Here is a 26,890-nt window from a genome sequence, read left to right as displayed (position 1 = left end):
ACACTGCGACGGTGTCCGTAGTCGAAAACGTCGTCCGCAGGCTGCCCGAACCGCTGCGCTCCCTGGCCCTCAAGCACCGGGAACTGCTCAAGTTCGCCGTGGTCGGCGGCATCTGCTTCGTGATCGACACGGTGATCTTCTTCGTGCTGAAGACGACCGTGCTGGCGGACAAGCCGGTCACCGCGAAGATCATCGCGACGCTGGTGGCCACGATCGTCTCGTACGTGCTCAACCGCGAGTGGTCGTTCAAGACCAGGGGCGGTCGGGAGAAGCACCACGAGGCCGCGCTGTTCTTCCTCGTCAACGGCATCGGCATCGTGCTCAACTCGGTGCCGCTGTGGGTGTCGCGCTACCTGCTGCACCTCCAGGAGCCACACATCAGCCGGTGGGGCGAGGAGATCGCCGACTTCGTCAGCGCCCAGATCGTCGGCACGCTCGTGGCCATGGTCTTCCGCTGGTACGGCTACAAGAAATGGGTGTTCCCGCAGGCCGACGCCCGGCCGCGCAAGGTCGCGCGTTCGTACGACGAGCCTCAGGACGACGAGGCGCTCGGACACTCCTGAGCGTTGCGCAGCCTGGCCCAGCGGCTCTTGTGGAAGATCGGGTCCCGGCCGTAGACGTCGAACTCGTGGTCGTCGCCGCCGAACAGGCCGGTCAGCCCCAGCAGCGCGCTCAGGCCGAAGCGGTGGATCGACCGGTCGTCGGCCAGCAGGTCGCCCGCCTCCGTGACGCACCGGGCCAGCGCGTGCAGCCCGCCGGCGTCCCCGGTGAAGATCATCGTGTCGGCGTGCTCGCTCCACCGCGGCCTGGGATGCCACTCGCGCCGCACGGAGTCGTCCCACTCGTCGGACAGGCGGGCGGTGAGCGGCCGGGCCGACGAACGGCGACGGCGCATCCCGGTGCGGATCTCCGGCCACGCGGAGGCGGGCATGCCCGTCTCCTGGCGCACGAACAGCAGATCGCACTGCGGCCCGTCGCGGAACGACGCACGGAGCATGGCGTCGTCCAACGGCACGTGCCGCAACGGGACGTGCACGGCGCTGTGCGGACTGATCGCCGCCAGCCGGGCCAACGCGCCCAACCGCAGCAGGTCCGCGCGTGAGCCGATGAGCATGCCGTAGCCGTACGCCGGCGACCGCACCCACAGGTTGCGCAGCTCGAACCTGGGCACGAGGACGCGGTGCAGCGTGCCGTGCCCGACGACCGGGTGGGCGGTCAGCCGCAGGCGCATGCCCCGATTCTCCCGGACGTGGCAAATCCTTATCGGCGCAACAACTCCACGGCCGTGTCGTGCAGGTGCCCGTTGGTCGACAACGCGCTGCCCAGCGCGAAGCCCGGCTCGCCGGTGACCGCGGAGAACCGACCGCCGGCCTCCGTGACCAGGACCTCGAACGGCGCCACGTCCCAGGGGTTCACGATCGCCTCGGCCGCGATGTCGATCGCGCCCTCGGCGACCAGGCAGTGCTGCCAGAAGTCGCCGAACGCCCGGTTCTCCCACACGGCGTCCGCGAGCCGCAGGTACGCCTCACGCGAGTGGTACTCGACCCAAGAGCTGAGGTGTGTGGTCGACAGGTAGGCATCGCCGATGTCCTGGACGCCCGACACCGAGAGGCGTCGTTCCCCGGCCGCGTCGAGCGTGAACGCGCCCGCGCCGGCCGCCGCCCACCAACGCCGGCCCAACGCCGGGGCGCTCACCACGCCCACGGCCGGCCGGCCGTCCTCGACCAGGGCGATGAGCGTCGCCCACACCGGGACGCCGCGCAGGAAGTTCTTCGTGCCGTCGATCGGGTCGACCACCCAGGCCCGGCCCGTGTCGAACGACCCGCCGCGCTCCTCGCCCGCCACCGCGTCGTCGGGGGCCTCCGCCGCGAGGATGACCCGGATGGCGTCCTCGACCGCCGTGTCCGCGTCCGTCACCGGCGTGCGGTCCGGTTTGCGCTCGACCACGAGGTCGCGCGCGCGGAAACGGGTCGTGGTGATGGCGTCGGCGGCGTCGGCCAGCCGAAGCGCCAGGGTCAGGTCGTCGGGCACGCGGGGGATCGTAGCCGCGCGGCGGCGGTGCGCCCGGCGAGGACGTCCGGTGCTCGGGCGTGCGGGGATCCGGCACGCCCCGCCCTTGGCACGGAGATCGCGGGAAGCGGCGTCGTCGGCCCGCCGAGGCCCGGGTCAGGTCCTTGGGTACGCGGGGATCCCGCCACGCCTACGCTGGACACCGTGAGCGTGGTCTTGTTGGCCGAGGACGACCCGGCCATAGCGGAGCCGCTGTCCCGTGCGCTGCAACGGGAGGGCTACCAGGTGCAGGTCGTCGGCGACGGCCCCGGTGCCCTCGACGCGACCGCGCACGGCGGCATCGACCTGCTGGTGCTCGACCTCGGCCTGCCCGGCATGGACGGGCTGGAGGTGTGCCGGCGGTTGCGCGCCGGCGGGCGCGGCATCCCGGTGCTGATGCTGACCGCGCGGTCCGACGAGGTGGACTTCGTCGTCGGCCTCGACGCGGGCGCGGACGACTACGTGGCCAAACCGTTCCGGTTGGCCGAGCTGATGGCCCGGATCAGGGCCCTGCTGCGGCGTCGTGCGCCCGGCACGCTGGAGGTCAACGGGGTGCGCATGGACCTCGCGGCCCGGCGCGTCACGGTCGACGGGCAGGAGGTGCAGCTCGCGAACAAGGAGTTCGAGCTGCTGCGCGTGCTGATCCAGCGGGCGGGCCAGGTCGTGAACCGGGACGAGATCCTCTCCGAGGTCTGGAACGACCCCGAGTTGAAGAGCAGCAAGACGTTGGACATGCACATGTCCTGGCTGCGGCGGAAGCTGGGCGATGTGCGTTCCGTCGAACGCCGCATCGCGACGGTGCGCGGTGTCGGTTTCCGCTTCAACACCGCCGACTGATGCGGTCCCGCATCCTGCGGGCGATCCTGCTCGCGGTCGCGGTCACCGGGTTCGCGCTCGGCATACCGCTGGGGTACGCGGCGTTGCGGCTGGTCGAGGACAACGCGCACAACGAGCTGACCACGCGGACGCAACGCATCGCGGCACTGCTCGACGACCAGATCGCCAACGGCCGGGCGATCGACCTGACCCCCGCCGCGATCGGCGTGCCCGAAGGCGGACACCTGGTCGTCACCACGCCCGCCGGACGGCACGAGATCGGGCGGTCGCCGGGGTTGGACGCGTTGTCCGTGGAGATGCCGTTGGTGCAGCAGGGAACCGTGCGGCTGGAGCAGCCGTCCACGCCGATGCGCACCGACCAGTACAAGGTCGCGGCCCTGGTCGTGCTGCTGATCGGGTTCTCGGTCGGCACGGGGACCGTCGTGGCGACCGTGACGGCGCGGAAACTGGCCCGGCCGTTGCGCCACGTGGCGGCGCGGGCGGCCCGGCTGGGCGCCGGCGACTTCCGGGACGACCTGCGGCGGCACGGGGTGCCCGAACTCGACCTCGTCGCCGAGGCGCTGGACCGGTCGGCCGTGGCGTTGGCCCAACTGGTGCAGCGTGAACGTGATCTCGTGGGCGACGTGTCGCACCAACTGCGCAGTCGGTTGACGGCGTTGCAGTTGCGGTTGGAGGAGTTGGCCGAGCACCCGGAGACCGCGTCCGAGGCGCAGGCGGCGTTGGAGCAGGCCGAGCGGTTGGCCGAGGTGCTCGACGAGATGCTGGCCGCCGCGCGGGCCGCGCGGGCCGTCGACGCGGAACCCCTTGACCTGCAAGGGGAGTTGACCGCGATCGCCGAGGAGTGGCGGGAGCCGTTGCGGCGGGTCGGGCGGTCGTTGCGCGTCCGGGTGCCGGAGGGGTTGTTGGCGCGGGCGACGCCGGCGAGGTTGCGTGAAGCGATCGGGGTGTTGCTGGACAACGCTTTGCGGCACGGGGAGGGGCAGGTCGTCGTGTCCGCGCGAAGGGATGAGGGGACCGTGGTGGTGGAGGTGGCCGACGCGGGGTCCGGGGTGCCCGACGAGTTGGCGGGGCACATCTTCGAGCGCGGGGTTTCGGGGGGTGGGTCGACCGGGGTGGGGTTGGCCTTGGCCCGGGCGCTGGTGGACGCGGACGGTGGTCGGTTGGAGTTGTCGGCCGCTCGGCCGGCGACCTTCGCGGTGTTCTTGCCGATTCCCAAGGCGGAGGACGTGGTCGGGGTGACCTGGAAGGCCGAGCCCACGCCCCGCTGATCGCGCGAGTTATACGTTCGAACACCGCGAGTTGTGCGTTCAGGCACCGCGAAATGTGCACTCAGGCACCGAACCGGACCCTTGGGGAGCTACTTCTGCCCTGCCGCTGCGGGAAGGACTCCTACCGTGCCCCGCACGACCTGGGCCCACACCAAGCGGCCGAAGAGGTAGTGACAGGCGACGTCCTCGCTGGTGAACCGGGCCCAGTCGTAGCGATTGCCCTGTTCTCGCCAGAAGACCTCGACGCCCTCGCTGTCTGCGACCAGGCACCAGCGGTTGTCCGCCTCGGCGCCGATGGACACCACGTCCGTCGGCACGCCCACCGCGAGCAGCCAACCCTGCACCGACTCGGCGTTCATCGGATCTCCTCCAGGTAGCCCAACGCGACCAGGTCGGCGACCGGGTACGTGGTGCGGTAGCGGACGCCGCCGCCGCGCTGGCCGAACCACTCCGCCGACAACGTGAACCAGACCGGCACGTCGCGGGTCACGCGGTAGCGGTGGTAGGGGGCCTTCGCCACAGCGGGTGGCAGGGAGCGGGCGGTGAAGGGGGTTCCCGTCTCGGCCAGGACGCGGCCTTCGGGGCCGCCGAAGCGGTCCACCTCCGTGCCCACACCGAGAACACCCGCCTGCCCGGCCTCGTAACCGCCCTCCGGGAACAGTTCGCCCGGCGGGTACGCGTACTCGGGCGGCGTCGCGCGGACCAGGAAGCGGCGGTCCCAGTCGCGTTCGTGCATGCCCGCCTGGGGGTCGTAGCCGGTCAGCAGTGCGGACGGGTCGTGGCCCGGACCGTGGTGGACGCGGCGGCGCACGCGGGCCGTGTCGTCGACCAGGTCGCCTTCCGGGTGACCCTGGGGGCCGAACCTGAGTCCGGCGGCGAACGCCTCGTCCGCCGACGGGGGCGGGAGTTGCAGGTGCGGCTTCTCCGACGGACGCGGCAGCAGGCCGCCGGGGAACATGTGCGGCAGGAACGCGGCGGTGTTCTCGTCGGCGGGTTCGGCATCGCGGCCGACCGGGACCGGTTCGTACGGCGGCTGTTCCGGGACCTCGGGGGCGTCCGGCGCGGTGGCCGGGGGCGCGAACGTGGCCTCGCCCGGGAGCGATGTGCCCTTGACCAGGCGGTCGCGGCCGGACGCCGGGATCGGGAGGACCGCGAAGCCGAAGAAGCTGTCGCGGTTCTTGTTCTCCTTGGGCTCCTTGCCGGATTCCTTGGCCTGGGCCTCTTTGGCCTGGGCCTCTTTGGCCTGGGCCTCTTTGGCCTGGGCCTCTTTGGCCTGGATGTCCTTGGCCTGCGGGTCCTTCGACTGGCCGGGCTGGTTGCCCGAACCGGAGGACGATTGCGTGGAGCCGGACTGGGCGGGGCCGGACTGGGCCGACGAAGTCGAGGAAAAGGCGGCGGGGGCGGACGGTGCCGGTGCCCCGCCGCGTGGGCCGACCGGTTCGGGGCCGCGCGTGGTCGGGGCGGCCGGGGTCGACGGGGTCGTGGGGGCCGCTGGAGCGGCCGGCGCGGCCGGCGGTGGGGTCTGCTGGTTGGGCGTGGACGTCGTGGGCTGCGCGGCGTGCGCGGGCTCGGCGTGCGGTACCGGACGGTCGAGGACGGCGGCGGCCGACGAGGCCGACGTGGTGTCGGCGGGCGGCGGCGGTGCCTGGCCGGTGAGCCTGTCCACGAGGTTGACCGGCTGCTCGGGCGTCGCCACGGGTCCGGCGGGGTGGGGTTGGGGCTGGGCCTGGAAGACCGGCGGGCGGTCGCCGGGCGGGGTGTCGGCCACGGGCTGGGTCGTGTCGCGCGTGACGTTCTCGACCGGTGCCGTGACCTCTCGGACCTCGCGCACGATCGGCTCGGCCACCGGGCCGACGGCCTCGGCCGCCTTGTCCAGGACCGGGTTCGTCACGGTGCCGACCGTGTCGGCCACACCGCCGGTGACGGGAGCCACGAGGCCGTCCACCACGGGCTGGACGATCGGGGTCACGACCTCGCTGACGGGCGCCGTGACCTGACCGGCGCCGTCCACCAGGTCGCCGACGATCGGAGTCGCCTCGCCGACCACGGGCGTGACCACACCGCCGACGAGAGGATCGACCACGCCTCCCACGACGGGGTTCACGACACCACCGGTCAGCGGGTCGACCACGGGGGTGACGACGCCGGTCACCGGCGTGGCCACACCGTCCACCACCGGCGTCACGACGGCGCCCACGGTGTCGGTGAGCGGCGGCACGATGCCGGGCACGATCCCACCGGACGTGTTGCCACCGGGCACGATGCCGCCGAGCACCGGCGTTCCCGTGCCGCCGCCGGAATGTCCACCGGGCTGGTGGACGCCCGGGTTCGGGTTGACCGGGTGCGTGATGTTCCCGATGTCGATGCCGCTGTCCAGGCGCACGGCCGACGTCAGCGTGTTCGTCAGGTTCGCGACGTTCGCCTTCGCGCCGCTGAGCAACGTGTCCAGGCCCAGACCCGCGGTCGGGTGGCCGGCGTTCGCGGCCTGGTTGGCGGCCTCGGTGTTCTTGGCCAGGTTGACCAGCTCGCGGACGATCTCGACCTTCGCGGCACCGATCTGGCGGGCGGCGTGGTCGAGGCGGTCGGCGGCGGCCGTGCAGCCCCGGGCGGTCCGGGTGAGGCTGCCGTCGGGTGCGACGAAGGTGTTCCAGTGCCGACGTGCGGCGTCGCCCGTCTCGCCGGTCAGACCGCGCAACGCGGTGGTGGCCGAGCCGTCCGACTCGCCGGCCAGCGCGGTGAGCTTCGTGCCCGCCTCGCGCCACGCGGTCGCGGCGGCCCGCATCTTGTCCTCGTCGGCCCGCGGCCAGGCGACGCCCGTGCGCGCCGCGACGTCGGCCAGTTCCGGCGGCAGCTCGATCCCCATCCGAGTTCCCCCTAGATCTCGCCGAACGAGGTGCTGTTGCCCTGCTCGGCGGTGCGGTACGTGCGCGCGGTGTCGGCGAAGCGCTCGCCGACACCGGAGAAGCCGGTGCCGATGTCGCCGAGTCCGGTCACCGTGCCGGACGCGGGCGTGACGTGGCTCGACGCGAAGCTCTGGCCGACGGCGTCGTCGCCCCAGCAGGCACCCAGCGAGTCGAGCACGCCACCGAGCGTGGAGCCGATCTTCGCGGCCCGTTCGGCGTACTCGCCGAAGTCGGCGGCGCCGCGCTCCAGCCGGTCGAGGTCGGTGCGGAACCCGGTCATCGCGTCCTCCTCGGGGCGGGTGCGGCCTCGACGTTGAGCCAGTCGCGCTGTTCGAAGTCTTCGTCGTCGTCCCGGCGGGAACGGACGGGTGCCGGCGGCGCGATCTCCTCGGGCCTGAGGTCCGCGCGGCCGTGGACGAGCGCCTCGGGGTCGGTGGCCGCGGGCAGCACGGTGCCGAGGGTGCGGAACGTGCGTTCGGCCGCGCGTCCGGCGGCTTCCTGCACGGTCCGCAGGACGACCTGCGCCAGCTGCCGCGGTGGCATCCGGTAGGCGTGGTCGTCGAGTTCGAGGTCTGTCAACGTGCCCTGCGCACCCACCGTCGCGCGCACGGAGCCGTCCGGGCTCGTCGCGGTCTCGACGATCGTCGCCAGGTCGCGCTGCACCGTCGCGAGTCGGTCACGGCTGCGCCGATAGTCGGCGAGCAGCTCGTCCACCTGCGCGCGGTGATCGGTCGTCACGGCCACCTCCGGTCTTCGCCGTCGCCGGGCATGGTCGTCGGTCGGGCGTTGGACGTTACGACGTCACAGCCGGTTCCCGCCCGCTTTTGTCGGATTCCGGCGAGGAGGGCGCGTGGACCGTCCGCCCGAACCCGGGACGCGGCCTTCGGCAGGACCGCACAGGCCCGTTCGGCGGACCGGTCACCCGCGCAACGCGTTGAGCACCCGCGACGGACTGGGCCGCCCGAGCCGCCCGGCCATCCACGCACTGGTGTCGCACAGCTTGTCGAGGTCGACGCCGTGCGCGATGCCCAACCCGTCGAGCATCCACACGAGGTCCTCGGTGGCGAGGTTGCCGGTGGCCGACTCGGCGTACGGACACCCACCCAGTCCACCGGCCGACGAGTCGACCGTGCGCACACCCGCCACCAACGCCGCGTACGTGTTGGCCAACGCCTGGCCGTAGGTGTCGTGGAAGTGCACGGCGATCCGCTCGACGGACCCGAACTCGCCGAGCAACGCGGTCACCTGCCCCGGCGTGGCCACGCCGATGGTGTCGCCGAGGGAGAGCTGGTCGCACCCCATGTCCAGGAGCCGCTTGCCGACCGCCGCGACCTGGCCGCGGGAAACGGAACCTTCCCAGGGGTCGCCGAAGCACATGGACACGTAGCCGCGCACCTTCAACCCTTCGGCCTTGGCCCGCGCGACGACCGGTTCGAACATCGCGAACTGCTCGTCGAGCGCCCGGTTGAGATTGCGCCGGGCAAAGGAGTCGGTGGCACTGGCGAAGATGGCGACATGCCCGACCCTGGCCGCCAAGGCCCGGTCGAGACCCCGTTCGTTGGGCACGAGAACCGGGTAGTCGACCCCGTCCCGACGGTCGAGGCGGGCGAGCAACTCCTCGGCGTCGGCGAGCTGCGGAACCCACTTCGGGTGCACGAAGCTGGTCGCCTCGACCACCGAGACCCCGGCGTCGGCGAGCCGGTCGAGGAACTCGAGTTTCACGTCGACGGGAACCGACACGGACTCGTTCTGGAGCCCGTCCCGAGGACCGACCTCCCAGATGGTCACCTGATCAGGCAGACCGACACCACCGACGACGTCGGGAAGCCCGACCTCACGCGCACCCATCGCCCCGCCTTCCGCACCACGACCCGCGTCCACCCGCACCGTACGCCGCCACCGACCCGACCCCGGCGGCCACCGACCCGCGGAACGGATACCCCAACGCACATTTCGCGGTGTCTGAACGCACAACTCGCGCGTTGCCTGAGTGTGTATCCGAGTGGTGGAGCTTTATTCGGAAGGACGGAGATGCACCACATCCCCCGCGGAAACGGTGTGCTCCCGCCCCGACCCGTCCCGAACCACCAGAGTGCCGTCCTGATCCAACCGCACAGCCGTCCCCACAAGAACACCATCGGTCAACTCGACCCGGACCTCCTGCCCCAAAGTCGCGCAGCAGGACCGGTACTCCGCCAACAACCCCGACGGATAGGGATCACCCGAATCCCCCCGCCAAGCCGACTCGAGCGCGTCCAACTCGGTCAACAACGTGACCGCGACATCGAGCACCGGAACATCGACCCCCAGACTCGTCGGCGGCAACCCCCCGGGCCCGGGGCGAACGGACTCCGGCAACGGCCCCACGTTCAACCCGATCCCCAACACGACCACTCCCGGCGCGCTGGCCTCGGCCAACACCCCCGCGGCCTTGGCACCCCCGATCAACAGGTCGTTAGGCCACTTCACCCGGGCTTCGACACCGAACGAAGCAGCGGTGCGCACCAAAGCCACCCCGGCCAGCAACGTCAACCAGGGCACCCGATCGGGAGAGATCCCGGGCCGGTACAGGACGCTCAGGTACAGCCCACCGCCGGGTGACGACCAGTCCCGCCCACGCCGGCCCTGACCGGCGGTCTGCTCGCGCGCGATCAACACCGTCCGGTCGGGGGCGTCGAGGGCCGCGAGGTCCGCGTTGGTCGACCCGGTCCGGTCGACGACCGTGATCGACGGGTAGCGCCGTCCGAGCCGGGCTTGGAGCAGTTCGGAGTCCACCACGACAGACTAGGAGCGGCCCGGCCCGCATCGCTTGTCGGAGCGTGGTGTGGACCGCGGGCCGGGCCACCGCCCACCAGCCTGCAACCTCTACCGCGATGGAGGTCAAGGTTAAGCTCGCGACATGACCGACGACGGCACGGTGCCCGACGTGCACACCACGGCCGGGAAGCTGACCGATCTCCGGCGCCGCGACGAGGAGGCCGTGCACGCGGGCTCCGCGCGGATGGTCGAGAAGCAGCACGCCAAGGGCAAGCTGACCGCGCGCGAACGCATCGACCTGCTGCTCGACCCGGGTTCGTTCGTCGAACTCGACGCGTTGGCCCGGCACCGCTCGACCAACTTCGGCCAGGACCGCAACCGCCCGTACGGCGACGGCGTGGTCACCGGGTACGGGACGGTCGACGGCCGCCCGGTGTGCGTGTTCAGCCAGGACGTCACGGTCTTCGGCGGCAGCCTCGGCGAGGTGTACGGCGAGAAGATCGTCAAGGTCATGGACCTGGCCGTGAAGACCGGCCGGCCGATCGTGGGCATCAACGAGGGCGGCGGCGCGCGGATCCAGGAGGGCGTGGTCTCGCTCGGCCTCTACGGCGAGATCTTCCGCCGCAACGTGGCCGCGTCCGGGGTCGTCCCGCAGATCTCGTTGATCATGGGCGCCAACGCGGGCGGTCACGTGTACTCGCCGGCCCTGACCGACTTCGTGGTCATGGTCGACCGGACGTCGCACATGTTCATCACCGGCCCGGACGTGATCAAGACCGTCACGGGCGAGGACGTGGGCTTCGAGGAGCTGGGCGGCGGTCGGACGCACAACACCCGGTCGGGCAACGCGCACCACCTGGCGGCGGACGAGGAGGAGGCGATCCTCTACGTCAAGGACCTGCTCGCGCACCTGCCCGCCAACAACCTGTCCGAACCGCCGGTGTTCGACTCGGCGGGGTATGCCGACGAGGTCACCGACGTCGACCTGGAGCTGGACACGCTGGTGCCGGACTCGGCGAACCGGCCGTACGACATGCACGAGGTGATCACCCGCGTGCTGGACGACGGCGAGTTCCTGGAGATCCAGTCGCTGTTCGCGCCCAACATCCTGGTCGGTTTCGGCCGGGTCGACGGGCATTCGGTGGGCGTGGTCGCCAACCAGCCGACACAGTTCGCGGGCTGCCTGGACATCGACGCGTCCGAGAAGGCGGCGCGGTTCGTGCGCACCTGCGACGCGTTCAACGTGCCGGTGTTGACGTTCGTGGACGTGCCCGGTTTCCTGCCCGGAACCGACCAGGAGTGGAACGGCATCATCCGGCGCGGCGCCAAGTTGATCTACGCCTACGCCGAGGCGACCGTTCCGCTGGTCACCGTGATCACGCGTAAGGCGTATGGCGGTGCGTACGACGTGATGGGGTCGAAGCACCTTGGTGCGGATGTGAACCTCGCGTGGCCCACGGCGCAGATCGCGGTCATGGGCGCCCAGGGGGCGGCGAACATCGTGCACCGCAAGACGCTCGCGGCTGCGGCCGAGAGCGGGGAGGACGTGGACGCGTTGCGGGGGCGGTTGCAGCAGGAGTACGAGGATGCGTTGTGCAACCCGTACGTGGCGGCGGAACGTGGTTACGTGGATGCCGTCATCGCGCCGTCCCAGACTCGGGTGCAGGTCGCTCGTGCTTTGGTGTTGCTGCGTGAGAAGCGTGAATCCTTGCCCCCCAAGAAGCACGGGAACATCCCACTGTGAATCTCGAGATCACGCGCGGTAATCCGACAAGCGAGGAACTGGCCGCGCTCACCGTCGCTTTGCTTGCCGCCGTGCCTTCTTCTTCGGTGGGTTCTCCTCCGGCGGGCCGTTCCCCGTGGGGCAATCGAGCCACACTGGTCAGGCGCCCCCTCCACCCCGGGCCCGGCGCTTGGCGCACCTCCGGCCTTCCCTCCTGACCGCGAGTTATACGTTCAGACACCGCGAGTCATGCGTTCAGACACCGCGAAATGTGCGTTCGGGATTCGCGGGGAGCGGGGCGTCAGCAGGACACCCTGCGGCTGTTGATCTCTACGCCGTGTTCGCCCAGCACCACGACCTCGCGGCAGCGGTCTCCGTCGGGGAGTTCGATCCTCAACGTCATCCACACGCTGTTCGCCGGGTCGCCCACGTGGGCGCGCACGACCTCGACACCGTCGGCCACGACGGCGGCCGGCACCTGCTGTGGCGCGACCCGCGAGCGGGCCACCTCGGAGACCGTGTCCATGACCTGGTGCTCGACCAGGTCCGCGTGGTTCGCGAACGGCCAGAAGGCGAAGCCGTAGCCGACCGGGTCGGTGGCTATCACGCGTGACGCGACGCCCACCAGGGCGAGCACCACGGCTCCGACGACCATTCGACATCGCCACCGGGAGCCCTCGGCCCGGCGGACCACCAGAGCCCGGCGCTGCATACCACCGACGGTCCCCGAAGGCGGGACCGGCGCGCATCGGTAGTACTACGCAACATCTACCCTCCGTCCGTGCGCTTCGTCCTGGCCTCCCAGTCACCCGCCCGCCTCGCCGTCCTCAAGGCCGCCGGGATCAGTCCCGACGTCCTGGTCTCCGGTGTCGACGAGGACGCCCTGGTCGCGTCGTTGGTCGACCCGACCCCGCAGCGGATCGTCGAGGTCCTGGCCAGGGCCAAGGCCGAAGCGGTCGACGTGGTCGAGGGCGTGGTCGTGGGGTGCGACTCGATGCTGCTCACGGCCGACGGCCGGGTGCACGGCAAGCCCAAGACCCGTGAGGTCGCCGAACGTCGTTGGCGTGAGCAGGCGGGCACGACGGCGACCCTGCTCACGGGACACGCGGTGATCCGCAAGGACGCGGACGGCGTGCGCACGGCCGTGGCCCACGAGGCGACGCTGGTCCGGTTCGGCACGCCGACCGAGGCCGAGCTCCAGGCGTACCTCGACTCGGGTGAGCCGCTGGAGGTCGCGGGCGCGTTCACGCTCGACGGCCGGGGCGGCTGGTTCGTCGACGGTATCGACGGCGATCACACGAGCGTGATCGGCATCAGCCTGCCGCTCACCCGCCGCCTGCTCCACAGTGTGGGAATCACGCTCTCAGATCTTTGGTAGGGCTAGTCACACTTCACCCGATTCGGGAAGCTCCCCACAGCGAGTAATCGTTTGGGGAGACGATGAACCTACTGCTCACCCGTCGGAGGCATATCGACTACGGGCGCCGCACCAACACGGGTTGTCGCCGGTACCGCGTACCGGTCACCCACCCGAGTAGGCAGGAGCCCGCAGTTGTCGTTCATCCATACATACCGTAAGCCGAAGGTCTTCGGCATCGCCGTGCTCGTCGCCCTGGTCCTCGGCGCCCTCGTCGGGTGGCTGGCCAAGACGAACGACCAGGAGTGGCTCGTCACCACGCTCGGCCACCTCGGCGACGTGTTCACCAGCCTGCTCCAGCTCACCGTGATCCCGCTCGTGTTCACGGCCATCGTCGTCGGCATCACGAGCCTGAACCGGCTGGGCCGGACCCGGGCCGCGCGCCTGGGCGGCAAGACCGTGCTCTGGTTCGCGATCACGTCCCTGATCGCCGTACTGATCGGCCTCGCGGTCGCGCTGCTGGTCAAGCCCGGCACGGGCGTGGACGTCACGCCCACCGACGCCGCCGTCAAGCGGCTCGCGAGCCGCGAACCCGGCTCGTGGACGACACTCGTCGAGTCGCTCATCCCGTCCAACCTGTTCTCCGCGTTCACCGAGGGCGCGGTGCTCCAGGTCGTCTTCATCGCGCTGCTGGTCGGGTTCGCCGCGTTCGCGCTCGGGGAGCGTGCGGCCCCGTTCGTCGACTTCACGCGCGCGGCGTTCGACCTCGTCCAGAAGATCGTCGGCTGGATCGTGCTGCTCGCGCCCATCGGCGTGTTCGGCCTGATCGGCACGGCGTTCGCCACCTATGGCAACTCGTTCGTGGGCCCGCTGTTCTCGCTGATCGTGTCGGTGTACGTCGGCTCGCTGATCGTGCTGCTCGTCGTGTACCCGGTGCTGCTGCGGTTCGTGGGCCGGGTCGACCCGCTGACCTTCTTCGCCAAGGCGTGGAACGCGATCCAGTTCGCCTTCGTCTCCCGCAGCTCGGGCGCCACGCTGCCGCTGAGCAAGCGGGCCGCCGAGGACCTGGGCGTGGACCGCGACTACGCGGCCTTCGCCGTGCCGCTGGGCACGACCACGAAGATGGACGGGTGCGCGGCCGTGTACCCGGCCGTGGCCACGGTGTTCATCGCGAACCTGGTCGACGTCCGGCTCGGCGTGTGGCAGTACGTGGCGATCGTCGCGGTCGCCGTGTTCGGCGCGCTGGCCACGGCCGGCACCACGGGCTGGTTCACGATGCTGACCCTCACGCTGGCCGCCGTCGGCCTGCCCACCGAGGCCATCGCCCTGGGCGTCGCGGTCGTCTACGCCATCGACCCGATCCTGGACATGATCCGCACGGCGACCAACGTGGCCGGTCAGATCACGGTCCCGGTCCTGGTCGCCCGGTCGGAGGGCCTGCTCGGGGAGACCACCGCACCGCAGCCGCCGCCGGTCCCGCGCCGCGCGGTCACGGCCTGACCCCCGCGCGTACTGGCGTGCCGCCCAGGCACGTCAGTACGCGCACTCGCTCCGCAACGACGCCGGGTCCGGCGTCACGGTCGGCCAGCCGGGCAGGTCCTGCGGCTGGTCGACGACCGCCGAGCAGCCCAGGTCGGACTCGCCCACCACGGAGAACACCTGCGTGAACCGCCGGGGGCACGGCGCCTGCCCGCACGCCGACTGCACGGCCACCACGTCCGCCACGCCGTCGCCGTTCACGTCGTGCAGCCCCAGGTAGTCACCGGACGCCAGGTACGGCACCTCGGCCCGGGTCCAGGCACCCGCGCGACGCAGCAGCACCTCCCCCACGACCGCACCGGGGGCCGTGCCGCGCACCAGGCACAACGCCACCTCGCCGACCACGCACTGGAGCGAGTCGGTCGACAGCTTGGCGCCCTGCTGCGCGCTGATCGACTCGAAGATGTCCCGTCCGGCCGGTCCGCTGATCCGGATGCGGCCGACGTCGCCGCCCGCGAGCAGCTCGACGGTGTCCGTGCCGACCTCGCGGGACGTGAGCGGCGTGCACGGCGCCTTGCCGCACCTGAGGTCGTCCTTGGGCGTCGTGGTGGTGACCTGCGTGGTCGACGTGGCGGGCGGGCGCAACGAGAACGCGTAGGCCATGCCCGCGGCGGTCACCGCGACGGCCACGCACGCGACGAACAGCGCGGCGAGCGGCGGGCGGGTCACGATCGGCATTGTTCCACCCCGGGCCGCCCGGGTAGGGGCATACCGCGCACAGACCCGGCAGTGAGCCCGCCGTCACTAAACTCGGCAGCCGCTGCCCATCGCTGCCAGGAGGTAGGACGTCGTGTCACTGCACAGGGTCCTCGTCGCCAACCGCGGTGAGATCGCCGTCCGGGTCGTCCGCGCCTGTCGGGACGCGGGCCTGGCCAGCGTCGCCGTGTACGCCGACCCGGACCGGGACGCGCCGCACGTGCGCCTGGCCGACGAGGCGTTCGCGTTGGGCGGCTCCACCCCCGGCGAGTCCTACCTGTCGATCGACAAGCTGCTCGACGTGGCCAAGCGCGCCGGCGCCGACGCCGTGCACCCCGGCTACGGCTTCCTGTCCGAGAACGCCGACTTCGCGCAGGCCGTGCTGGACGCGGGCCTGACCTGGATCGGGCCGACCCCGAAGGCGATCCGCGACCTCGGCGACAAGGTGACCGCACGGCACATCGCCACGCGGGCGGGCGCGCCGCTGGTGCCCGGCACGAAGGACCCGGTGTCCGGTCCGGACGAGGTGGTGGCGTTCGCCCGCGAGCACGGCCTGCCGGTCGCGATCAAGGCGGCGTTCGGCGGCGGCGGGCGCGGGCTGAAGGTGGCCCGCACGCTGGAGGAGATCCCCGAGCTGTTCGACAGCGCGGTGCGCGAGGCCGTCACGGCGTTCGGTCGCGGCGAGTGCTTCGTCGAGCGCTACCTGGACAAGCCGCGGCACGTCGAGGCGCAGGTGCTCGCCGACCAGCACGGCAACGTGGTCGTCGTGGGCACGCGTGACTGCTCGCTCCAGCGCCGCCACCAGAAGCTGGTGGAGGAGGCGCCCGCGCCGTTCCTGACCGACGAGCAGCGCGCGTCCATCCACGCCTCGGCCAAGGCGATCTGCCGCGAGGCCGGCTACCACGGCGCGGGCACGGTCGAGTACCTGGTCGCGACCGACGGCACGATCTCGTTCCTGGAGGTCAACACGCGGCTCCAGGTCGAGCACCCGGTCAGCGAGGAGACCGCGGGCGTCGACCTGGTGCGCGAGCAGTTCCGGATCGCGGCGGGCGAGGAGCTGCGGTTCACCGAGGACCCGACGCCGCGCGGCCACTCCATCGAGTTCCGGATCAACGGCGAGGACGCCGGTCGGGGCTTCCTGCCCGCGCCCGGCACCGTGACGCGGTTCGTCGCGCCGTCGGGTCCGGGCGTGCGCGTGGACGCGGGCGTGGAGAGCGGCACGGTCATCGGCGGGCAGTTCGACTCGTTGCTGGCCAAGCTGATCGTGACCGGTGAAGACCGGGCGCAGGCGTTGGAACGGGCCCGGCGCGCGCTCGACGAGCTGGTCGTCGAGGGCATGGCGACCGTGGTGCCGTTCCACCGGCTGATCGTGCGCGACCCGGCGTACGTGGGCGACGAGGACGGGTTCACCGTGCACACGCGGTGGATCGAGACCGAGTGGGACAACACGGTAGAGCCGTTCACCGGCGGCACCGAGGCCGAGGAGGACGAGCCGCGCCGGTCCGTGGTCGTGGAGGTCGGCGGCCGGCGGCTGGAGGTGTCGCTGCCCGGTGACCTGGGCGGCGTCGCGCCGGCCGCGAAGTCGGCGAAGAAGCCGCGGCGGCGCGCGGGCGGCGCCAACGGCGCGGCGGCGTCCGGCGACGCGGTGACCGCGCCCATGCAGGGCACGATCGTCAAGATCGCGGTCGAGGACGGCCAGCACATCGAGGCCGGGGACCTGGTCGTCGTGCTGGAGGCCATGAAGATGGAGAACCCGGTGACCGCGCACCGCGCGGGCGTGGTGACCGGTCTCTCGGCCGAACAGGGCGGGACCGTGACCCAGGGCGCCGTCCTCTGCGAAATCAAGGCCTAAGCTCGGTACGTGGGCCAGGAGATCCGGATCGGTGACGCCGAGCGTGAGAAGGCGTTGGAGCTGCTCGGCGTACACCTCGGTGACGGTCGGCTGACCATCACCGAGTACGGCGACCGGTCGGCGCAGGTCACGACGGCGCGCACGCGCGGCGAACTGCTGGCGCTGTTCGCCGACCTGCCCGCGCCCAAGCCCCAGTTCGAGCCGCGACCGGCCGTGCCCCCGATGCCCCCGGCGTTCGTGCCGCCGTCGTTCCCGGCCAGGCCGCGGTTCGACCGGTCGTACGTGCCGGCGGTGGTCCTCGGGTGCGTGGCGTTGTTCTTCGCGTTCCGCAGCCCGGCGGTGTTCCTGCTGATCCCGGTCGTGATGCTGATCCTGCACGCGCGCGGCAGGCGTCCGTGACGCCGAAGGTCCTGCTGCTCGACCTCGACGGCGTGCTGCGCCGGTTCGGTTCGGACGACGCGATCGAGGACGCGCACGGCCTGCCGCGCGGCCGGCTCGCCGAGGTCGCGTTCGGACTGGCCGGTCCGGCGCTGGTCGGCGCGGACACCGACGCGGCGTGGCGCGCACTCGTGCGCGGACGGCTGGTCGCGGACGGGCTGTCGGCGGACGTGGCGCGGTCGGCCGTGGCGGCGTGGTCGCGGGTCGGCGAACTCGTGCCCGAGGCGATCGCGCTGGTGCGCCGGGTGCGCTGCCGGGTCGCGGTGCTGACCAACGCGACCGACCGGCTCCCCGTCGACCTGGCCCGGCTCGGCCTGGACCGCGAGGTGGACGCCGTGGTGTCGTCGGCCGTGATCGGCGCGGTGAAACCGGCGCCCGAGGCCTACCTGCGTGCCCTCGACCTGCTCGGCGTCGAGGCCGCCGACGTCGTGTTCTGCGACGACAAGGCAGAGAACGCGGCGGGCGCGCGTGCGGTCGGCATCGACGGCGTCCACACCCCCGACTACCCGGCGTTGGAGGCGGCGGTCGCCGACCGCGGCCTGCTCGGCCCGTTGCTGCTCGTGCTGCACGACCGCGACGAGGCCGTGGCCGCCGCGCGCGAGCTGGCCGACGGGGGCTGGGCACCCGCCTTGGTGCACAAGGACCTTCTCGCGGGCGAGGACGACGTCGAGGACGCGGACTGGGTCGTGGAGCTGGCCACCGGGCCGGACGGCCGGTCCGCGCACCGGCACCGCGACCTGCTGGAGACGGTCGCCGACCGCGTCGACGGGTTCGTGACGGACTAGTGGACCCGGTCGAACTCCGTACCGGCGCCTGGCTGTTGCGGGTGGTGCGACCCGACGACGCACCGGCGCTCGTGGCCGCCCTGGACGACCCGGAGATCCGACGCTGGCTGTGGGCCTACCAGGTGGCCGACGAGGCGGCGGCCCGCGCGTTCGCCGGGCACCGGGCGTGGCAGTGGCTCAAGGACGAGCGCTACTCGTGGGCCGTGTTCGCCGCGGACGGCGCGCTCGCCGGCGAGGTGGGGCTGCGCGACCTGTCCGCGCACGACCGTTCGGCCGAGGTGGCGTGCTGGACGGCGGCGGCGTTCCGGGGCAGGGGTGTCGCGGCGACGGCAGTGTCCGCGGCCGTGGCGTTCGGGTTCGGCGTCGCCGGGTTGCACCGCGTCGGATACCGGCACGCCGTGGCCAACACGGCGTCCCGGCGGGTCGCGGAGAAGTGCGGCTTCCGGCCCGAGGGGACGTTGCGCGGAGCCGAGTGGATCGACGGCCGGCCGCACGACCTGTGCCAGTGGTCGGTCCTGGCCACCGACTAGCGTCTGCCGCCATGGAGCCGGTCGAGATCAACGCGGGCGAGTTCTACTTGCGACAGTGGCGTGCGGACGACCGCATCGACGACCGCGAGGCGCTCGTCGCGGCCGGTCGGTGCGCCGATCGGGGAACGGCGGGCGAATTCGTCGCGGACCGCACGCGGCGGTGGGACGACGATTCGGTGTGCTCGTGGGCGGTCTGCGACCAGTTGACCGGCACGGCCGTCGGCGAGGTCGCGTTGACCGCCGAGGGCGGCCTGACCTGCTGGACCACGCCCGCACGGCGGCGTGAGGGCATCGCCCGGCACGCGGTGTCCGCCGTGGTCGGCTTCGGCTTCGGGTTCCTCGACCTGCCCCGGATCGACGCTGTCCCGCACGACGACGCGGGGCTACGGTTGGCGCACGCGTGCGGGTTCGAACCGGATATTTCACGCGGAGTGTGGACGCGACTACGGTAGGTGCGCATGAGGATCACGCGCATGATCGCGACGGCATTGCCGGCGCTGGTCGTGCTCGCGTGCACACCCTCGGCCCAGGACCGGCCGTCCCACCTCGACGACCCGCTGCCCGCGATCACCACCACCCCGCTCGTCCTGCCCGCGCGACCGGCCGAGGTCCGGCTCGACGACGTCGACCCGTGCGGCGTGTTGTCCCAGGACGAACGCCTGCGGCTGAGCCTGGACAACCCGCCGACGGCCTACGTGGAGCCGGCCTTCGGCAACGCGAAGGCGTGCACGATCCGCAGCACGATCAGCGGGAACGTGCTGCGCCTGGCACTGGTGACCGAGCAGGGCGTCGACGTGTGGCTCGACGAGAACGCGCAGGTGGAGGCGCAGGTGATCAGCGTGGCCGGCTACCCGGCGCTCACCGTGCGCACACCCGGCCTCGAACACCTGTGCACGGTGGAGGTGGACGTGGCGAAAGGCCAGTTCCTCGACGTGATGTTCCGCGACGGCGGCAACACCACCGCATTGCCGCAGGACACGCTGTGCCTGGGCGCCGAACGGGCCGCCGAGGCGGCCATGGCCGCCCTGCTGCGCAAGCGCTGACCCGCGCGGGGGAGCTTGACGCATTCCTCTCCCTGAGTGTCGTACCGGGTGGCTACAGTGACGGTGCGCTGACGGAAACGGATCACGGGGAGGTCGTCCATGCCGTCGGAAGACCACGGTCGAGGCGTGCCGGCGATGGCGCACACCCTGAACGTGGACCCCACCGCCATCCCCAGCCTCAAGAGCGCGTTCGCGGGCGCGCTGGCGCGGTTGGACCAGCAGATCGAACTGGCCGTCACCGAGGTGCGCGTGCGCCCGTGGGCGGGCGACCCGGTCAGCTCCGAAGCCGCCGAGAAGTTCAACGAGCGGTCGCTGGAGTCCGGCGACTCGGGCCTCGCCGCGCTGCTCGGCTACCAGCGGCAGCTCAAGTCCGCGATGGACGCCCTGATCCTCGTGGAGCGGCAGTACCAGACGATCGAGTCCGACAACACCGGGTTGATGCAGCAGGGTGGTTGCTGACCCGCCACAGCCAGGCAAGGGGAATCCAGAGATGCCCGAGGGCCACCGCTGGAGCGGGTACAGCCATCAGGAGCTCTACGAGAAGATCCACGCGGGGCCGGGGCCGCAGGCCTCGTTCGCCTCGATCGAGCGCTGGGCGGGCATCGCGGACGCGTTGACCGACATCGACGCGGACCTGCACGAGGGCATCCTGCGGTCGGGCGCGCACTGGGAGGGCACGGCCGCCGACCAGGCCCGGCACACCATGAACCCGCTCGCGTCGTGGGCGGGCAACGCGCGCGAGGGCGCGGACACGATGAAGCTGTCCGCCGAACTCCAGGCCGACTACATCGCCAAGGCCCGCGCCGAGATGCCCGCGCCGGTCAAGGTGACCGCGCCGGAGGCCGGCGGGTTGGAGACCTTCCTGACGCACCTCATCGGCGGTCAGACCGACAACGAGATCCAGGAGAAGGCGCGCGACGCCGCCGAGGAACGCGCCCGCGAGGTCATGGCGACCTACGCGTCGAGCACGTCCGGCAACACCGCGACCCTGGGCACGTTCCACCAGCCGCCGCAGATGTCCGTGCAGGCGCCCGCCGTCGTGCGCAACGAGAACCAGCACGTGTTCCACCACGGGTGGGGCTGGGGTGGCCCGCGCGGTGGCTGGAACGGCGGGTGGCGTGGCGGCCGGCCCGGGTCCCGGCAGGGTTCCGGGTGGACTCGTCGGCCCGTTCCGACGTGGACCGGCGGCGACACGCGGCCGTCGTGGACCCCGCCGTCCGGTGGCGCGACGACCCGTCCGGCGACCGGGCCGCTGGTGCCCCACCACGGCCCGACGGGCGGTCCGGGTGCGGTGATCGGCGGCGGCACGACCCGGCGTGGCGACGACCAGGACCGTGATCGCGACAAGCGCTCGTCGACCGTCACCACAGGACACAACGACACCGTGTCCTCCGGCACTTCCTCCGGCTCCGGTTCGGGCGGCTCCGGCTCCGGTTCGGGCGGCTCGGGTTCGGGCGGCTTCGGCTCCGGCGCGGGTGGCGCCGCCGCGGCCGGCGCCGGCCTGCCGTTGCCCAGCGGCACGACGACCGCCAGCTCGGCCGAGTTCGGCGCTTTCGCGGCGGCCAACGCGCAGCAGTCCACGTTGGGCCCCGGCAGCGCGTCGGGGTCGATGCTCGGCGCGACCGGCGCCCAGGGCGGCGGCGACACCGTGCACAAGCGGTCGACGCCCGCGCCCGCGCAGCCCGCGTTCGACCCGTTCGGCGTGGGTCCGCAGGCCGCCGAGGACGAGGAGGACGAGGTCCACGAGGCCGCCGACTACCTGCGGGAGACCGACGACGTGTACGGCGTCGGCGGGATGATCTCGCCGGCGGTGATCGGGGAGAGCCCGACGCGCCGATGACGACGTTCGGTGTGGACCTCGGGCTCGACGACGTGCGCGAACCCGTGTCGGTCTCGGTGCTGGAGTTCGACGTGCTGTGGGAGCACCTGCGGCTGGAGTCGATGCCGTTGGTGCTGAAGGTGCCATCGCCCGGCAAGACCACTTCGGAGCGCTCCCGGTTGGAGCGCGAGGCGTGGTCAGGTCTGGACGGTCGCGGGTTGGGCAGTCCGGCCGGGGTGGACCCGTTGCTGGAGGACCTGCTGCACCTGCTGAACCGGCCGGAGCGCGAGGTGGACGGGCGGTTGTGGCTGGGGCGTTCGGTGCGCGTGCTGGCGGCGGCGAAGGGCGGTTCGGGGGTGCTGGCGGTCCTGGCGGACGGCCGGTTGACGTTGCGTCCGGCCTCGGCCGAGGGGCTGCCGCGCGAGGCCCTGTCCGCGTTGCCGCCGTTGCCCGCCGGTCCCGGCCACTCGATCACGCTGCCCAGCGCCGACCTCGACGCCGCTGCCGCCGCCGCGACCACGCCCGACACGCTGGTGGCGGCGCTGACGTCACGCGGCCTGCGCGCCGACGACGCGAAAACCCTGGCGACGATGTTCGCCGACGCCGACCACCGCGGCCAGTTCGGCGCCGCCCACCGCGACAAGTGGGGCAAACGCCACCGCCCGGACCACGTGATCGGCTTCTTCGACACCCCGCACGGCCGCTACCTCCAACAGCGCCGCGCCACCCCCGGCCACCCCCCGTGGTCCACCATCTCCCCCACCGACCACCGCCGCCTCCTCTCCCACCTGACCCCCCTCCTCCCCTGACTCCGCGAGTTATACGTTCAGACACCGCGAGTTGTGCGTTCAGACACCGCGAAATATGCACTCAGGCACTCGATCAACCGAGCCGGACGGCGCAGGTCCGACGCGTCCGCGTGCACGACCCGCCAGCCACGCCGTCGTAGGTCCTCGTCCCGCGCACGATCGGCCTCCACGCGGTCGACGTGCGCCGCGTAGCCGTCGTACTCCAACGCCAGTCGCCGGTCCGGCCACGCGAAGTCGAGCCGCCACAGCACGCGGCCGTCGAGATCGCACACCGGGTACTGCATGCGGGGCACCGGAAACCCCTCGTCGACGAGCAGGAGCAACGTCCGGCTCTCGGCCGGGGACTCGGGCTCGCCGGTGGCGAGGTCGAGCAGGAACCCGCCGCGGCGCCGTCCTCGCGAGTCAGGACGTCGGGCGATGTGCACGTCGACGTCGGCGATGAACCCCGCCCGGTCCTTCGGGTCCAGCGCGGCGAGCACCTCGTTCGTGCACGTGAAAGCCATGGCCCGGTCGTCACGGCACAGCATGTCGCCCAACGTGGGCACGATCGCGTGGCAGCGCAGGCCGTCGATGACCACGACCGCCGACGCGTCGTAGTTGGCGTGGTGCCTGACCTCGCCCTGTCGTGGGCGGTACTGGTGGTCGTAGCCGAGAAGCAGGTGCACGTCGTCGGTGCTCGCGGCCGTGCAGCCGTGCAGCCACGCCGAGGTCCGGCCGGTCAGCAGCGCGGGCGGGCCGGCGCTCAGGAGCGCCGCCGCCGCACGGGTGTGCGGGTCGGTGACCAGTTCGCGTTGGACGACGACCGCGCGCGAGTAGGAGACCAGTCGTCCTTCACGAAGCGCGTCGCGCAGCCCGGCGCGGCCCAGGTGGTCGAGCAGTCGGTCGCGAAGATGCGCACCGTGCAGGCCCTGCGGGATTCGGATCATGCGAAACCGAGGGCCCGTCGAGCCGTTTACGGACCTGGTTCACCCGATCGAGGGTGCCTGAATGCACATTTCGCGGTGTCTGAACGTATAACTCGCGGGTTAGGGGCCTATGCCGGTGCAGGGGCGGGTGCGGAGGTCGGCGACGTAGTCGTCGGGCGCGCCGGCGGCCTCGGCCGCGTCGGCGACGACACCGATGTAGCGGGCCGACGGCAGGCCGCCCTCGTAGGCGTCGAGCACGTACAACCACGCCACGACCGACCCCTCGAGGGTCTGGACTCGGAGCCTGATCTTCTTGTAGAGACCGAGCGCCCCCTCCCAGCGGTCGAGCTGGGATTCGTCGCGCGGACTCACGTCGTAGAGCACCACGAACGTCTGTGCGTCGGGGTCCTCGACGATGGTGGCCAGCGCGCCCTCCCAGCCGAGGTCCTCGCCACCGAACGTCAGACGCCAACCGGCGAGCCACCCGGTCCCGGCCATCGGGGAGTACGGGGCTCGCTCCATCATCTGGTTCGGATCCATGTTGGACCCGTACGCGGCATAGAGCGGCACGCCGACAGCCTAGCGACACAGCGATCACCCGGAGGAACCAGAAGACCGGACGACACGCACCGACACCCGACCGCGTACGGTTGTAACGCTGCCACAAGCCGACGAAAGGACTGGTCGTGACCCGCATCGTCATCATGGGCGGTGGCCCGGCCGGCTACGAAGCGGCCCTCGTCGCGGCCCAGCACGGTGCCGAAGTGACGATCGTCGAACGCGAGGGACTCGGCGGGGCGTGCGTGCTGTACGACTGCGTTCCGTCCAAGACCTTCATCGCGTCCGCCGGGGGTCGCAGCAACTTCCGCAATGCCGGTGACCTGGGCATTCGCACCAACGACACCGAGGCCGCGGTCGAGCTTCCGGTCGTGCACGGCCGGGTCAAGGGCCTCGCGCTGGCCCAGTCCGCCGACGTGCGGGCACGCCTGCAGCGGGAGGGTGTGCGGATCGTCAACGGCACCGCCAAGTTCTGCGACAGCGAGCGCGGTCTGGCCCAGCACCAGGTGGTCGCGGAGACCGTCGAGGGCACTACGGAGGTGCTGCCCGCGGACGTCGTGCTGATCGCCACGGGCGCTACTCCCCGTGTTCTCCCTGGTGCCGAGCCCGACGGCAAGCGGGTGCTGACGTGGCGCGACATCTACGACCTGCCGGAGCTGCCCGAGCACCTGGCCGTCGTCGGATCGGGTGTCACCGGTGTGGAGTTCGCTTCCGCCTACACGGAACTCGGCGTCAAGGTCACGCTCGTGTCGTCACGCGACCGGGTGCTCCCGCACGAGGACGCGGACGCCGCGGCCGTGTTGGAGGAGGTCTTCGCCGAACGCGGCACGGCGGTCACGAAGCACGCCCGCGCCGAGCGCGTCGACAATGTCGGCGACGGAGTCGTGATCCACCTGGAAGACGGTCGCACCATCGAGGCCAGTCACGCTCTGATGACCGTCGGCTCGATCCCGAACACCGCCGACCTCGGTCTGGACAAGATCGGCGTCGAACTCGGGCGCGGCGGCTACCTCCCGGTGGACCGGGTGTCGCGGACGAACGTGTCGGGCGTCTACGCGGCCGGCGACTGCACGGGCGTGCTGCTGCTGGCCAGCGTCGCGGCGATGCAGGGCCGGATCGCGATGTGGCACGCGCTGGGCGAGGGCGTGAGCCCGATCAAGCTCAAGACCGTGGCCGCGAACGTGTTCACCAACCCGGAGATCGCCACGGTCGGCATCAGCCAGCAGGCGATCGACGCGGGCGAGGTGCCGGCGCGCACGATCATGCTGCCGCTGAACACCAACCCGCGCGCCAAGATGCAGGCGGTCCGGCGCGGTTTCGTGAAGCTGTTCTGCCGCCCCGCGACAGGCGTGGTGATCGGCGGCGTCGTGGTCGCGCCGAACGCCAGCGAGCTGATCCTGCCGATCGCGCTGTCCGTGCAGAACCAGCTCACCGTGGAGGACCTGGCCACGACGTTCTCGGTGTACCCGTCGCTGACCGGGTCGATCACCGAGGCCGCGCGCCAGCTCATGCGGCACGACGACCTGGACTAGTCGACCCAGTCGAAGGTCCGCGTCACGGCCTTCTTCCACGTCCGGTACAGGCTTTCGCGGGCGGTGGGGTCCAACATCGGGTCCCACCGCTTGTCCTGCGCCCAGTTGGCGCGGACGTCGTCCTCGGATTCCCAGTGGCCGACAGCGAGCCCGGCGGCGTACGCGGCACCCAACGCGGTGGTCTCGTTCACGACCGGGCGAATCGTGGGCACGCCCAGGATGTCCGCCTGGAACTGCATGAGCAGCTCGTTCACGACCATGCCGCCGTCGACCTTCAACGACGTCAGGCCCACGCCCGAGTCGGCGTTCATCGCGTCGATCACCTCACGGGTCTGGTAGGCGGTCGACTCCAGCACGGCCCGCGCGAGGTGCCCCCGGTTGACGAAACGCGTTAGTCCGACGATCACGCCACGCGCATCCGAACGCCAGTAAGGCGCGAACAGGCCGGAGAAGGCGGGCACGAAGTACACGCCGCCGTTGTCCTCCACGGTCCGTGCGTGCTCTTCGATCTCGGCGGCCGACGAGATGATCCCGAGGTTGTCGCGCAGCCACTGCACGAGCGAGCCCGTCACGGCGATCGAGCCTTCGAGCGCGTAGACCGGGTCTTGGCCGCCGAGCTGGTAGCAGACCGTGGTGAGCAGCCCGTTGTGGCTGACGACCTTCTCGGTGCCGGTGTTGAGCAGGACGAAGTTCCCGGTGCCGTACGTGTTCTTGGCTTCCCCCGGTGACAGGCAGGCTTGCCCGAACGTGGCCGCCTGCTGGTCGCCGAGCATGCCCGCGATCGGCACGCCCGCGAGCACGCCGTCACGCAGGTGGCCGAACACCTCCGACGAGGAACGGATCTCGGGCAGCACGGACAGCGGCACGTCGAGCGCGGCGGCGAGGTCCGGGTCCCACGCGAGGGTGTCGAGGTCCATGAGCAGCGTGCGGGACGCGTTGGTCGGGTCGGTCGCGTGGACGCCGGCGAGGTTCCACAGCAGCCACGTATCGATCGTGCCGACCAGGACGTCGCGGTCGCGTCCGACGTGGTCCAGGATCCACTTGATCTTGGGTCCGGAGAAGTAGGTGGCGGGCGGCAGACCGGTCTTCGCGCGGAACGTGTCGTGATCACCCAGCGCGGCGCAGATCTTGTCCGTTCGGGTGTCCTGCCACACGATCGCGTTGTACACGGGTTCGCCGCTCGCGCGATCCCACACGACGGCCGTCTCGCGTTGGTTCGTAATGCCCAACGCGGCAAAGTCTTTTGCTTCGAGACCGGCTTTGGCGACCGCACCTTCGACGACCGCACGGGCGTTGCGGAGGATCTCCGTCGGGTCGTGCTCGACCCACCCCGCCCTGGGCATGATCTGTTCGTGTTCGCGCTGGTCCACGGACACCACGCGGCCGGCGTGGTCGAACACGATGCAGCGAGTCGAGGTCGTGCCCTGGTCCAGTGCGGCGACGTACCGGGTGGCGTCCACGGATCCGACGCTAGTTCGCGGTCCGCGGCG

Annotated in this window: 30 protein-coding genes; 17 read left to right on the top strand and 13 right to left on the bottom strand. The window is 71.6% G+C overall.

The window, feature by feature from the left end:
- Positions 1 to 11 precede the first annotated feature (11 nt).
- Complete coding sequence (locus tag F4559_RS02460) at positions 12 to 563, top strand: GtrA family protein (protein ID WP_184665958.1); 552 nt, start codon at positions 12 to 14, stop codon at positions 561 to 563.
- Here F4559_RS02460 and F4559_RS02455 read toward each other — a convergent pair.
- Together F4559_RS02455 and hisN are read right to left on the bottom strand one after the other, a co-directional pair.
- Entirely contained in the window at positions 533 to 1,231 is a 699-nt protein-coding gene (locus F4559_RS02455; protein WP_184665957.1) for a hypothetical protein, read from the bottom strand. The two genes, F4559_RS02460 and F4559_RS02455, sit on opposite strands and share 31 nt — an antisense overlap.
- Positions 1,232 to 1,260: 29 nt before the next feature.
- Entirely contained in the window at positions 1,261 to 2,031 is a 771-nt protein-coding gene (gene hisN / locus F4559_RS02450) for a histidinol-phosphatase (RefSeq protein WP_184665956.1), read from the bottom strand.
- A 189-nt stretch (positions 2,032 to 2,220) separates the two neighbouring features.
- Between hisN and F4559_RS02445 the strand changes: the two genes are divergently transcribed.
- On the top strand, positions 2,221 to 2,886 hold the full coding sequence (locus F4559_RS02445) for a response regulator transcription factor (protein ID WP_184675383.1): 666 nt from the start codon (positions 2,221 to 2,223) through the stop codon (positions 2,884 to 2,886).
- A complete protein-coding gene (locus F4559_RS02440) occupies positions 2,886 to 4,154 on the top strand; it encodes an ATP-binding protein (protein WP_184665955.1) in 1,269 nt (422 codons plus the stop codon). The genes F4559_RS02445 and F4559_RS02440 overlap by 1 nt, the downstream gene beginning before the upstream one ends.
- A gap of 89 nt (positions 4,155 to 4,243) precedes the next feature.
- Here F4559_RS02440 and F4559_RS02435 read toward each other — a convergent pair whose 3' ends face one another.
- From F4559_RS02435 to F4559_RS02410, 6 genes are all read right to left on the bottom strand, one after another.
- Positions 4,244 to 4,513, bottom strand: coding sequence for a hypothetical protein (locus tag F4559_RS02435; protein WP_184665954.1), 270 nt, complete (start codon positions 4,511 to 4,513; stop codon positions 4,244 to 4,246).
- Positions 4,510 to 7,017 (bottom strand): TNT domain-containing protein, encoded by a 2,508-nt coding sequence (locus F4559_RS02430; protein WP_184665953.1) that lies wholly within the window; start codon positions 7,015 to 7,017, stop codon positions 4,510 to 4,512. Before F4559_RS02430 ends, F4559_RS02435 begins: the two co-directional genes overlap by 4 nt.
- An 11-nt stretch (positions 7,018 to 7,028) precedes the next feature.
- Positions 7,029 to 7,337, bottom strand: a complete 309-nt coding sequence (locus F4559_RS02425; protein WP_184665952.1) for a WXG100 family type VII secretion target — start codon at positions 7,335 to 7,337, stop codon at positions 7,029 to 7,031.
- A complete protein-coding gene (locus F4559_RS02420) occupies positions 7,334 to 7,795 on the bottom strand; it encodes a YbaB/EbfC family nucleoid-associated protein (protein WP_184665951.1) in 462 nt (153 codons plus the stop codon). Before F4559_RS02420 ends, F4559_RS02425 begins: the two co-directional genes overlap by 4 nt.
- A 180-nt stretch (positions 7,796 to 7,975) precedes the next feature.
- On the bottom strand, positions 7,976 to 8,905 hold the full coding sequence (locus tag F4559_RS02415; protein WP_184665950.1) for a hydroxymethylglutaryl-CoA lyase: 930 nt from the start codon (positions 8,903 to 8,905) through the stop codon (positions 7,976 to 7,978).
- A 165-nt stretch (positions 8,906 to 9,070) separates the two neighbouring features.
- Positions 9,071 to 9,832, bottom strand: coding sequence for a biotin--[acetyl-CoA-carboxylase] ligase (locus F4559_RS02410; RefSeq protein WP_312865441.1), 762 nt, complete (start codon positions 9,830 to 9,832; stop codon positions 9,071 to 9,073).
- 124 nt (positions 9,833 to 9,956) lie between these two features.
- On the opposite strand from F4559_RS02410, the gene F4559_RS02405 reads away from it, so the two are divergent.
- On the top strand, positions 9,957 to 11,558 hold the full coding sequence (locus F4559_RS02405; protein WP_184665948.1) for an acyl-CoA carboxylase subunit beta: 1,602 nt from the start codon (positions 9,957 to 9,959) through the stop codon (positions 11,556 to 11,558).
- On the top strand, positions 11,555 to 11,755 hold the full coding sequence (locus F4559_RS02400) for an acyl-CoA carboxylase subunit epsilon (RefSeq protein ID WP_184665947.1): 201 nt from the start codon (positions 11,555 to 11,557) through the stop codon (positions 11,753 to 11,755). Before F4559_RS02405 ends, F4559_RS02400 begins: the two co-directional genes overlap by 4 nt.
- A gap of 83 nt (positions 11,756 to 11,838) precedes the next feature.
- On the opposite strand, the gene F4559_RS02395 is transcribed toward F4559_RS02400, so the two are convergent.
- The gene (locus F4559_RS02395; protein ID WP_184665946.1) at positions 11,839 to 12,249 is read right to left on the bottom strand and encodes a hypothetical protein; all 411 of its coding nucleotides are present in this window, start codon (positions 12,247 to 12,249) and stop codon (positions 11,839 to 11,841) included.
- A 69-nt stretch (positions 12,250 to 12,318) separates the two neighbouring features.
- Here F4559_RS02395 and F4559_RS02390 point away from each other — a divergent pair, with 69 nt between their 5' ends.
- The gene (locus F4559_RS02390) at positions 12,319 to 12,915 is read left to right on the top strand and encodes a Maf family protein (RefSeq protein ID WP_184665945.1); all 597 of its coding nucleotides are present in this window, start codon (positions 12,319 to 12,321) and stop codon (positions 12,913 to 12,915) included.
- Positions 12,916 to 13,089: 174 nt separating this feature from the next.
- Positions 13,090 to 14,394, top strand: coding sequence for a dicarboxylate/amino acid:cation symporter (locus F4559_RS02385; RefSeq protein ID WP_184665944.1), 1,305 nt, complete (start codon positions 13,090 to 13,092; stop codon positions 14,392 to 14,394).
- A 33-nt stretch (positions 14,395 to 14,427) separates the two neighbouring features.
- On the opposite strand, the gene F4559_RS02380 is transcribed toward F4559_RS02385, so the two are convergent.
- Positions 14,428 to 15,111: a hypothetical protein gene (locus F4559_RS02380; RefSeq protein ID WP_184665943.1), complete on the bottom strand. Its 684-nt coding sequence runs from the start codon at positions 15,109 to 15,111 to the stop codon at positions 14,428 to 14,430.
- A 112-nt stretch (positions 15,112 to 15,223) separates the two neighbouring features.
- Here F4559_RS02380 and F4559_RS02375 point away from each other — a divergent pair, with 112 nt between their 5' ends.
- The 9 genes from F4559_RS02375 (at position 15,224) to F4559_RS02335 (ending at position 22,405) form a co-directional block, all read left to right on the top strand.
- Positions 15,224 to 16,981, top strand: a complete 1,758-nt coding sequence (locus tag F4559_RS02375; RefSeq protein WP_184665942.1) for an acetyl/propionyl/methylcrotonyl-CoA carboxylase subunit alpha — start codon at positions 15,224 to 15,226, stop codon at positions 16,979 to 16,981.
- A 9-nt stretch (positions 16,982 to 16,990) separates the two neighbouring features.
- Positions 16,991 to 17,380: a DUF1707 SHOCT-like domain-containing protein gene (locus tag F4559_RS02370; RefSeq protein ID WP_184665941.1), complete on the top strand. Its 390-nt coding sequence runs from the start codon at positions 16,991 to 16,993 to the stop codon at positions 17,378 to 17,380.
- Complete coding sequence (locus tag F4559_RS34710) at positions 17,377 to 18,204, top strand: HAD-IA family hydrolase (protein WP_184665940.1); 828 nt, start codon at positions 17,377 to 17,379, stop codon at positions 18,202 to 18,204. Before F4559_RS02370 ends, F4559_RS34710 begins: the two co-directional genes overlap by 4 nt.
- A complete protein-coding gene (locus F4559_RS02360; protein ID WP_184665939.1) occupies positions 18,204 to 18,734 on the top strand; it encodes a GNAT family N-acetyltransferase in 531 nt (176 codons plus the stop codon). The genes F4559_RS34710 and F4559_RS02360 overlap by 1 nt, the downstream gene beginning before the upstream one ends.
- Before the next feature lie 11 nt (positions 18,735 to 18,745).
- On the top strand, positions 18,746 to 19,186 hold the full coding sequence (locus tag F4559_RS02355; RefSeq protein ID WP_184665938.1) for a GNAT family N-acetyltransferase: 441 nt from the start codon (positions 18,746 to 18,748) through the stop codon (positions 19,184 to 19,186).
- Positions 19,187 to 19,192: 6 nt separating this feature from the next.
- Positions 19,193 to 19,777, top strand: coding sequence for a DUF3558 domain-containing protein (locus tag F4559_RS02350; protein ID WP_246445052.1), 585 nt, complete (start codon positions 19,193 to 19,195; stop codon positions 19,775 to 19,777).
- A 99-nt stretch (positions 19,778 to 19,876) separates the two neighbouring features.
- Complete coding sequence (locus F4559_RS02345; RefSeq protein ID WP_184665937.1) at positions 19,877 to 20,236, top strand: transcriptional regulator; 360 nt, start codon at positions 19,877 to 19,879, stop codon at positions 20,234 to 20,236.
- A gap of 31 nt (positions 20,237 to 20,267) precedes the next feature.
- Complete coding sequence (locus F4559_RS02340; protein WP_184665936.1) at positions 20,268 to 21,617, top strand: PPE domain-containing protein; 1,350 nt, start codon at positions 20,268 to 20,270, stop codon at positions 21,615 to 21,617.
- Positions 21,614 to 22,405 (top strand): ESX secretion-associated protein EspG, encoded by a 792-nt coding sequence (locus F4559_RS02335; protein WP_184665935.1) that lies wholly within the window; start codon positions 21,614 to 21,616, stop codon positions 22,403 to 22,405. Before F4559_RS02340 ends, F4559_RS02335 begins: the two co-directional genes overlap by 4 nt.
- A 17-nt stretch (positions 22,406 to 22,422) precedes the next feature.
- Here F4559_RS02335 and F4559_RS02330 read toward each other — a convergent pair whose 3' ends face one another.
- Together F4559_RS02330 and F4559_RS02325 are read right to left on the bottom strand one after the other, a co-directional pair.
- Complete coding sequence (locus tag F4559_RS02330; protein ID WP_184665934.1) at positions 22,423 to 23,331, bottom strand: endonuclease domain-containing protein; 909 nt, start codon at positions 23,329 to 23,331, stop codon at positions 22,423 to 22,425.
- Between the two features lie 99 nt (positions 23,332 to 23,430).
- Positions 23,431 to 23,880: a gamma-glutamylcyclotransferase family protein gene (locus tag F4559_RS02325; protein WP_184665933.1), complete on the bottom strand. Its 450-nt coding sequence runs from the start codon at positions 23,878 to 23,880 to the stop codon at positions 23,431 to 23,433.
- A 116-nt stretch (positions 23,881 to 23,996) separates the two neighbouring features.
- Here F4559_RS02325 and F4559_RS02320 point away from each other — a divergent pair, with 116 nt between their 5' ends.
- Positions 23,997 to 25,400 (top strand): NAD(P)H-quinone dehydrogenase, encoded by a 1,404-nt coding sequence (locus F4559_RS02320; RefSeq protein ID WP_184665932.1) that lies wholly within the window; start codon positions 23,997 to 23,999, stop codon positions 25,398 to 25,400.
- Here the strand turns inward: F4559_RS02320 and glpK are convergent.
- Positions 25,397 to 26,860, bottom strand: a complete 1,464-nt coding sequence (gene glpK, locus F4559_RS02315; RefSeq protein ID WP_184665931.1) for a glycerol kinase GlpK — start codon at positions 26,858 to 26,860, stop codon at positions 25,397 to 25,399. The genes F4559_RS02320 and glpK overlap by 4 nt on opposite strands.
- Positions 26,861 to 26,890 lie beyond the last annotated feature (30 nt).

It is taken from the genome of Saccharothrix violaceirubra, assembly GCF_014203755.1.
Classification (GTDB): domain Bacteria; phylum Actinomycetota; class Actinomycetes; order Mycobacteriales; family Pseudonocardiaceae; genus Actinosynnema; species Actinosynnema violaceirubrum.
The sequence above is the reverse complement of the archived record's forward strand: the minus strand, read 5'-3'. Positions and strand labels throughout refer to the sequence as shown.

Excerpts from the sequence above, each read along its gene's own strand:
- F4559_RS02455 (WP_184665957.1), bottom strand. The coding sequence starts at position 1,231 with ATGCGCCTGCGGCTGACCGCCCACCCGGTCGTCGGGCACGGCACGCTG.
- F4559_RS02440 (WP_184665955.1), top strand. The coding sequence starts at position 2,886 with ATGCGGTCCCGCATCCTGCGGGCGATCCTGCTCGCGGTCGCGGTCACC.
- F4559_RS02435 (WP_184665954.1), bottom strand. The coding sequence starts at position 4,513 with ATGAACGCCGAGTCGGTGCAGGGTTGGCTGCTCGCGGTGGGCGTGCCG.
- F4559_RS02430 (WP_184665953.1), bottom strand. The coding sequence starts at position 7,017 with ATGGGGATCGAGCTGCCGCCGGAACTGGCCGACGTCGCGGCGCGCACG.
- F4559_RS02425 (WP_184665952.1), bottom strand. The coding sequence starts at position 7,337 with ATGACCGGGTTCCGCACCGACCTCGACCGGCTGGAGCGCGGCGCCGCC.
- F4559_RS02415 (WP_184665950.1), bottom strand. The coding sequence starts at position 8,905 with ATGGGTGCGCGTGAGGTCGGGCTTCCCGACGTCGTCGGTGGTGTCGGT.
- F4559_RS02405 (WP_184665948.1), top strand. The coding sequence starts at position 9,957 with ATGACCGACGACGGCACGGTGCCCGACGTGCACACCACGGCCGGGAAG.
- F4559_RS02395 (WP_184665946.1), bottom strand. The coding sequence starts at position 12,249 with ATGCAGCGCCGGGCTCTGGTGGTCCGCCGGGCCGAGGGCTCCCGGTGG.
- F4559_RS02380 (WP_184665943.1), bottom strand. The coding sequence starts at position 15,111 with ATGCCGATCGTGACCCGCCCGCCGCTCGCCGCGCTGTTCGTCGCGTGC.
- F4559_RS02355 (WP_184665938.1), top strand. The coding sequence starts at position 18,746 with ATGGAGCCGGTCGAGATCAACGCGGGCGAGTTCTACTTGCGACAGTGG.
- F4559_RS02350 (WP_246445052.1), top strand. The coding sequence starts at position 19,193 with ATGAGGATCACGCGCATGATCGCGACGGCATTGCCGGCGCTGGTCGTG.
- F4559_RS02345 (WP_184665937.1), top strand. The coding sequence starts at position 19,877 with ATGCCGTCGGAAGACCACGGTCGAGGCGTGCCGGCGATGGCGCACACC.
- F4559_RS02340 (WP_184665936.1), top strand. The coding sequence starts at position 20,268 with ATGCCCGAGGGCCACCGCTGGAGCGGGTACAGCCATCAGGAGCTCTAC.
- F4559_RS02335 (WP_184665935.1), top strand. The coding sequence starts at position 21,614 with ATGACGACGTTCGGTGTGGACCTCGGGCTCGACGACGTGCGCGAACCC.
- F4559_RS02330 (WP_184665934.1), bottom strand. The coding sequence starts at position 23,331 with ATGATCCGAATCCCGCAGGGCCTGCACGGTGCGCATCTTCGCGACCGA.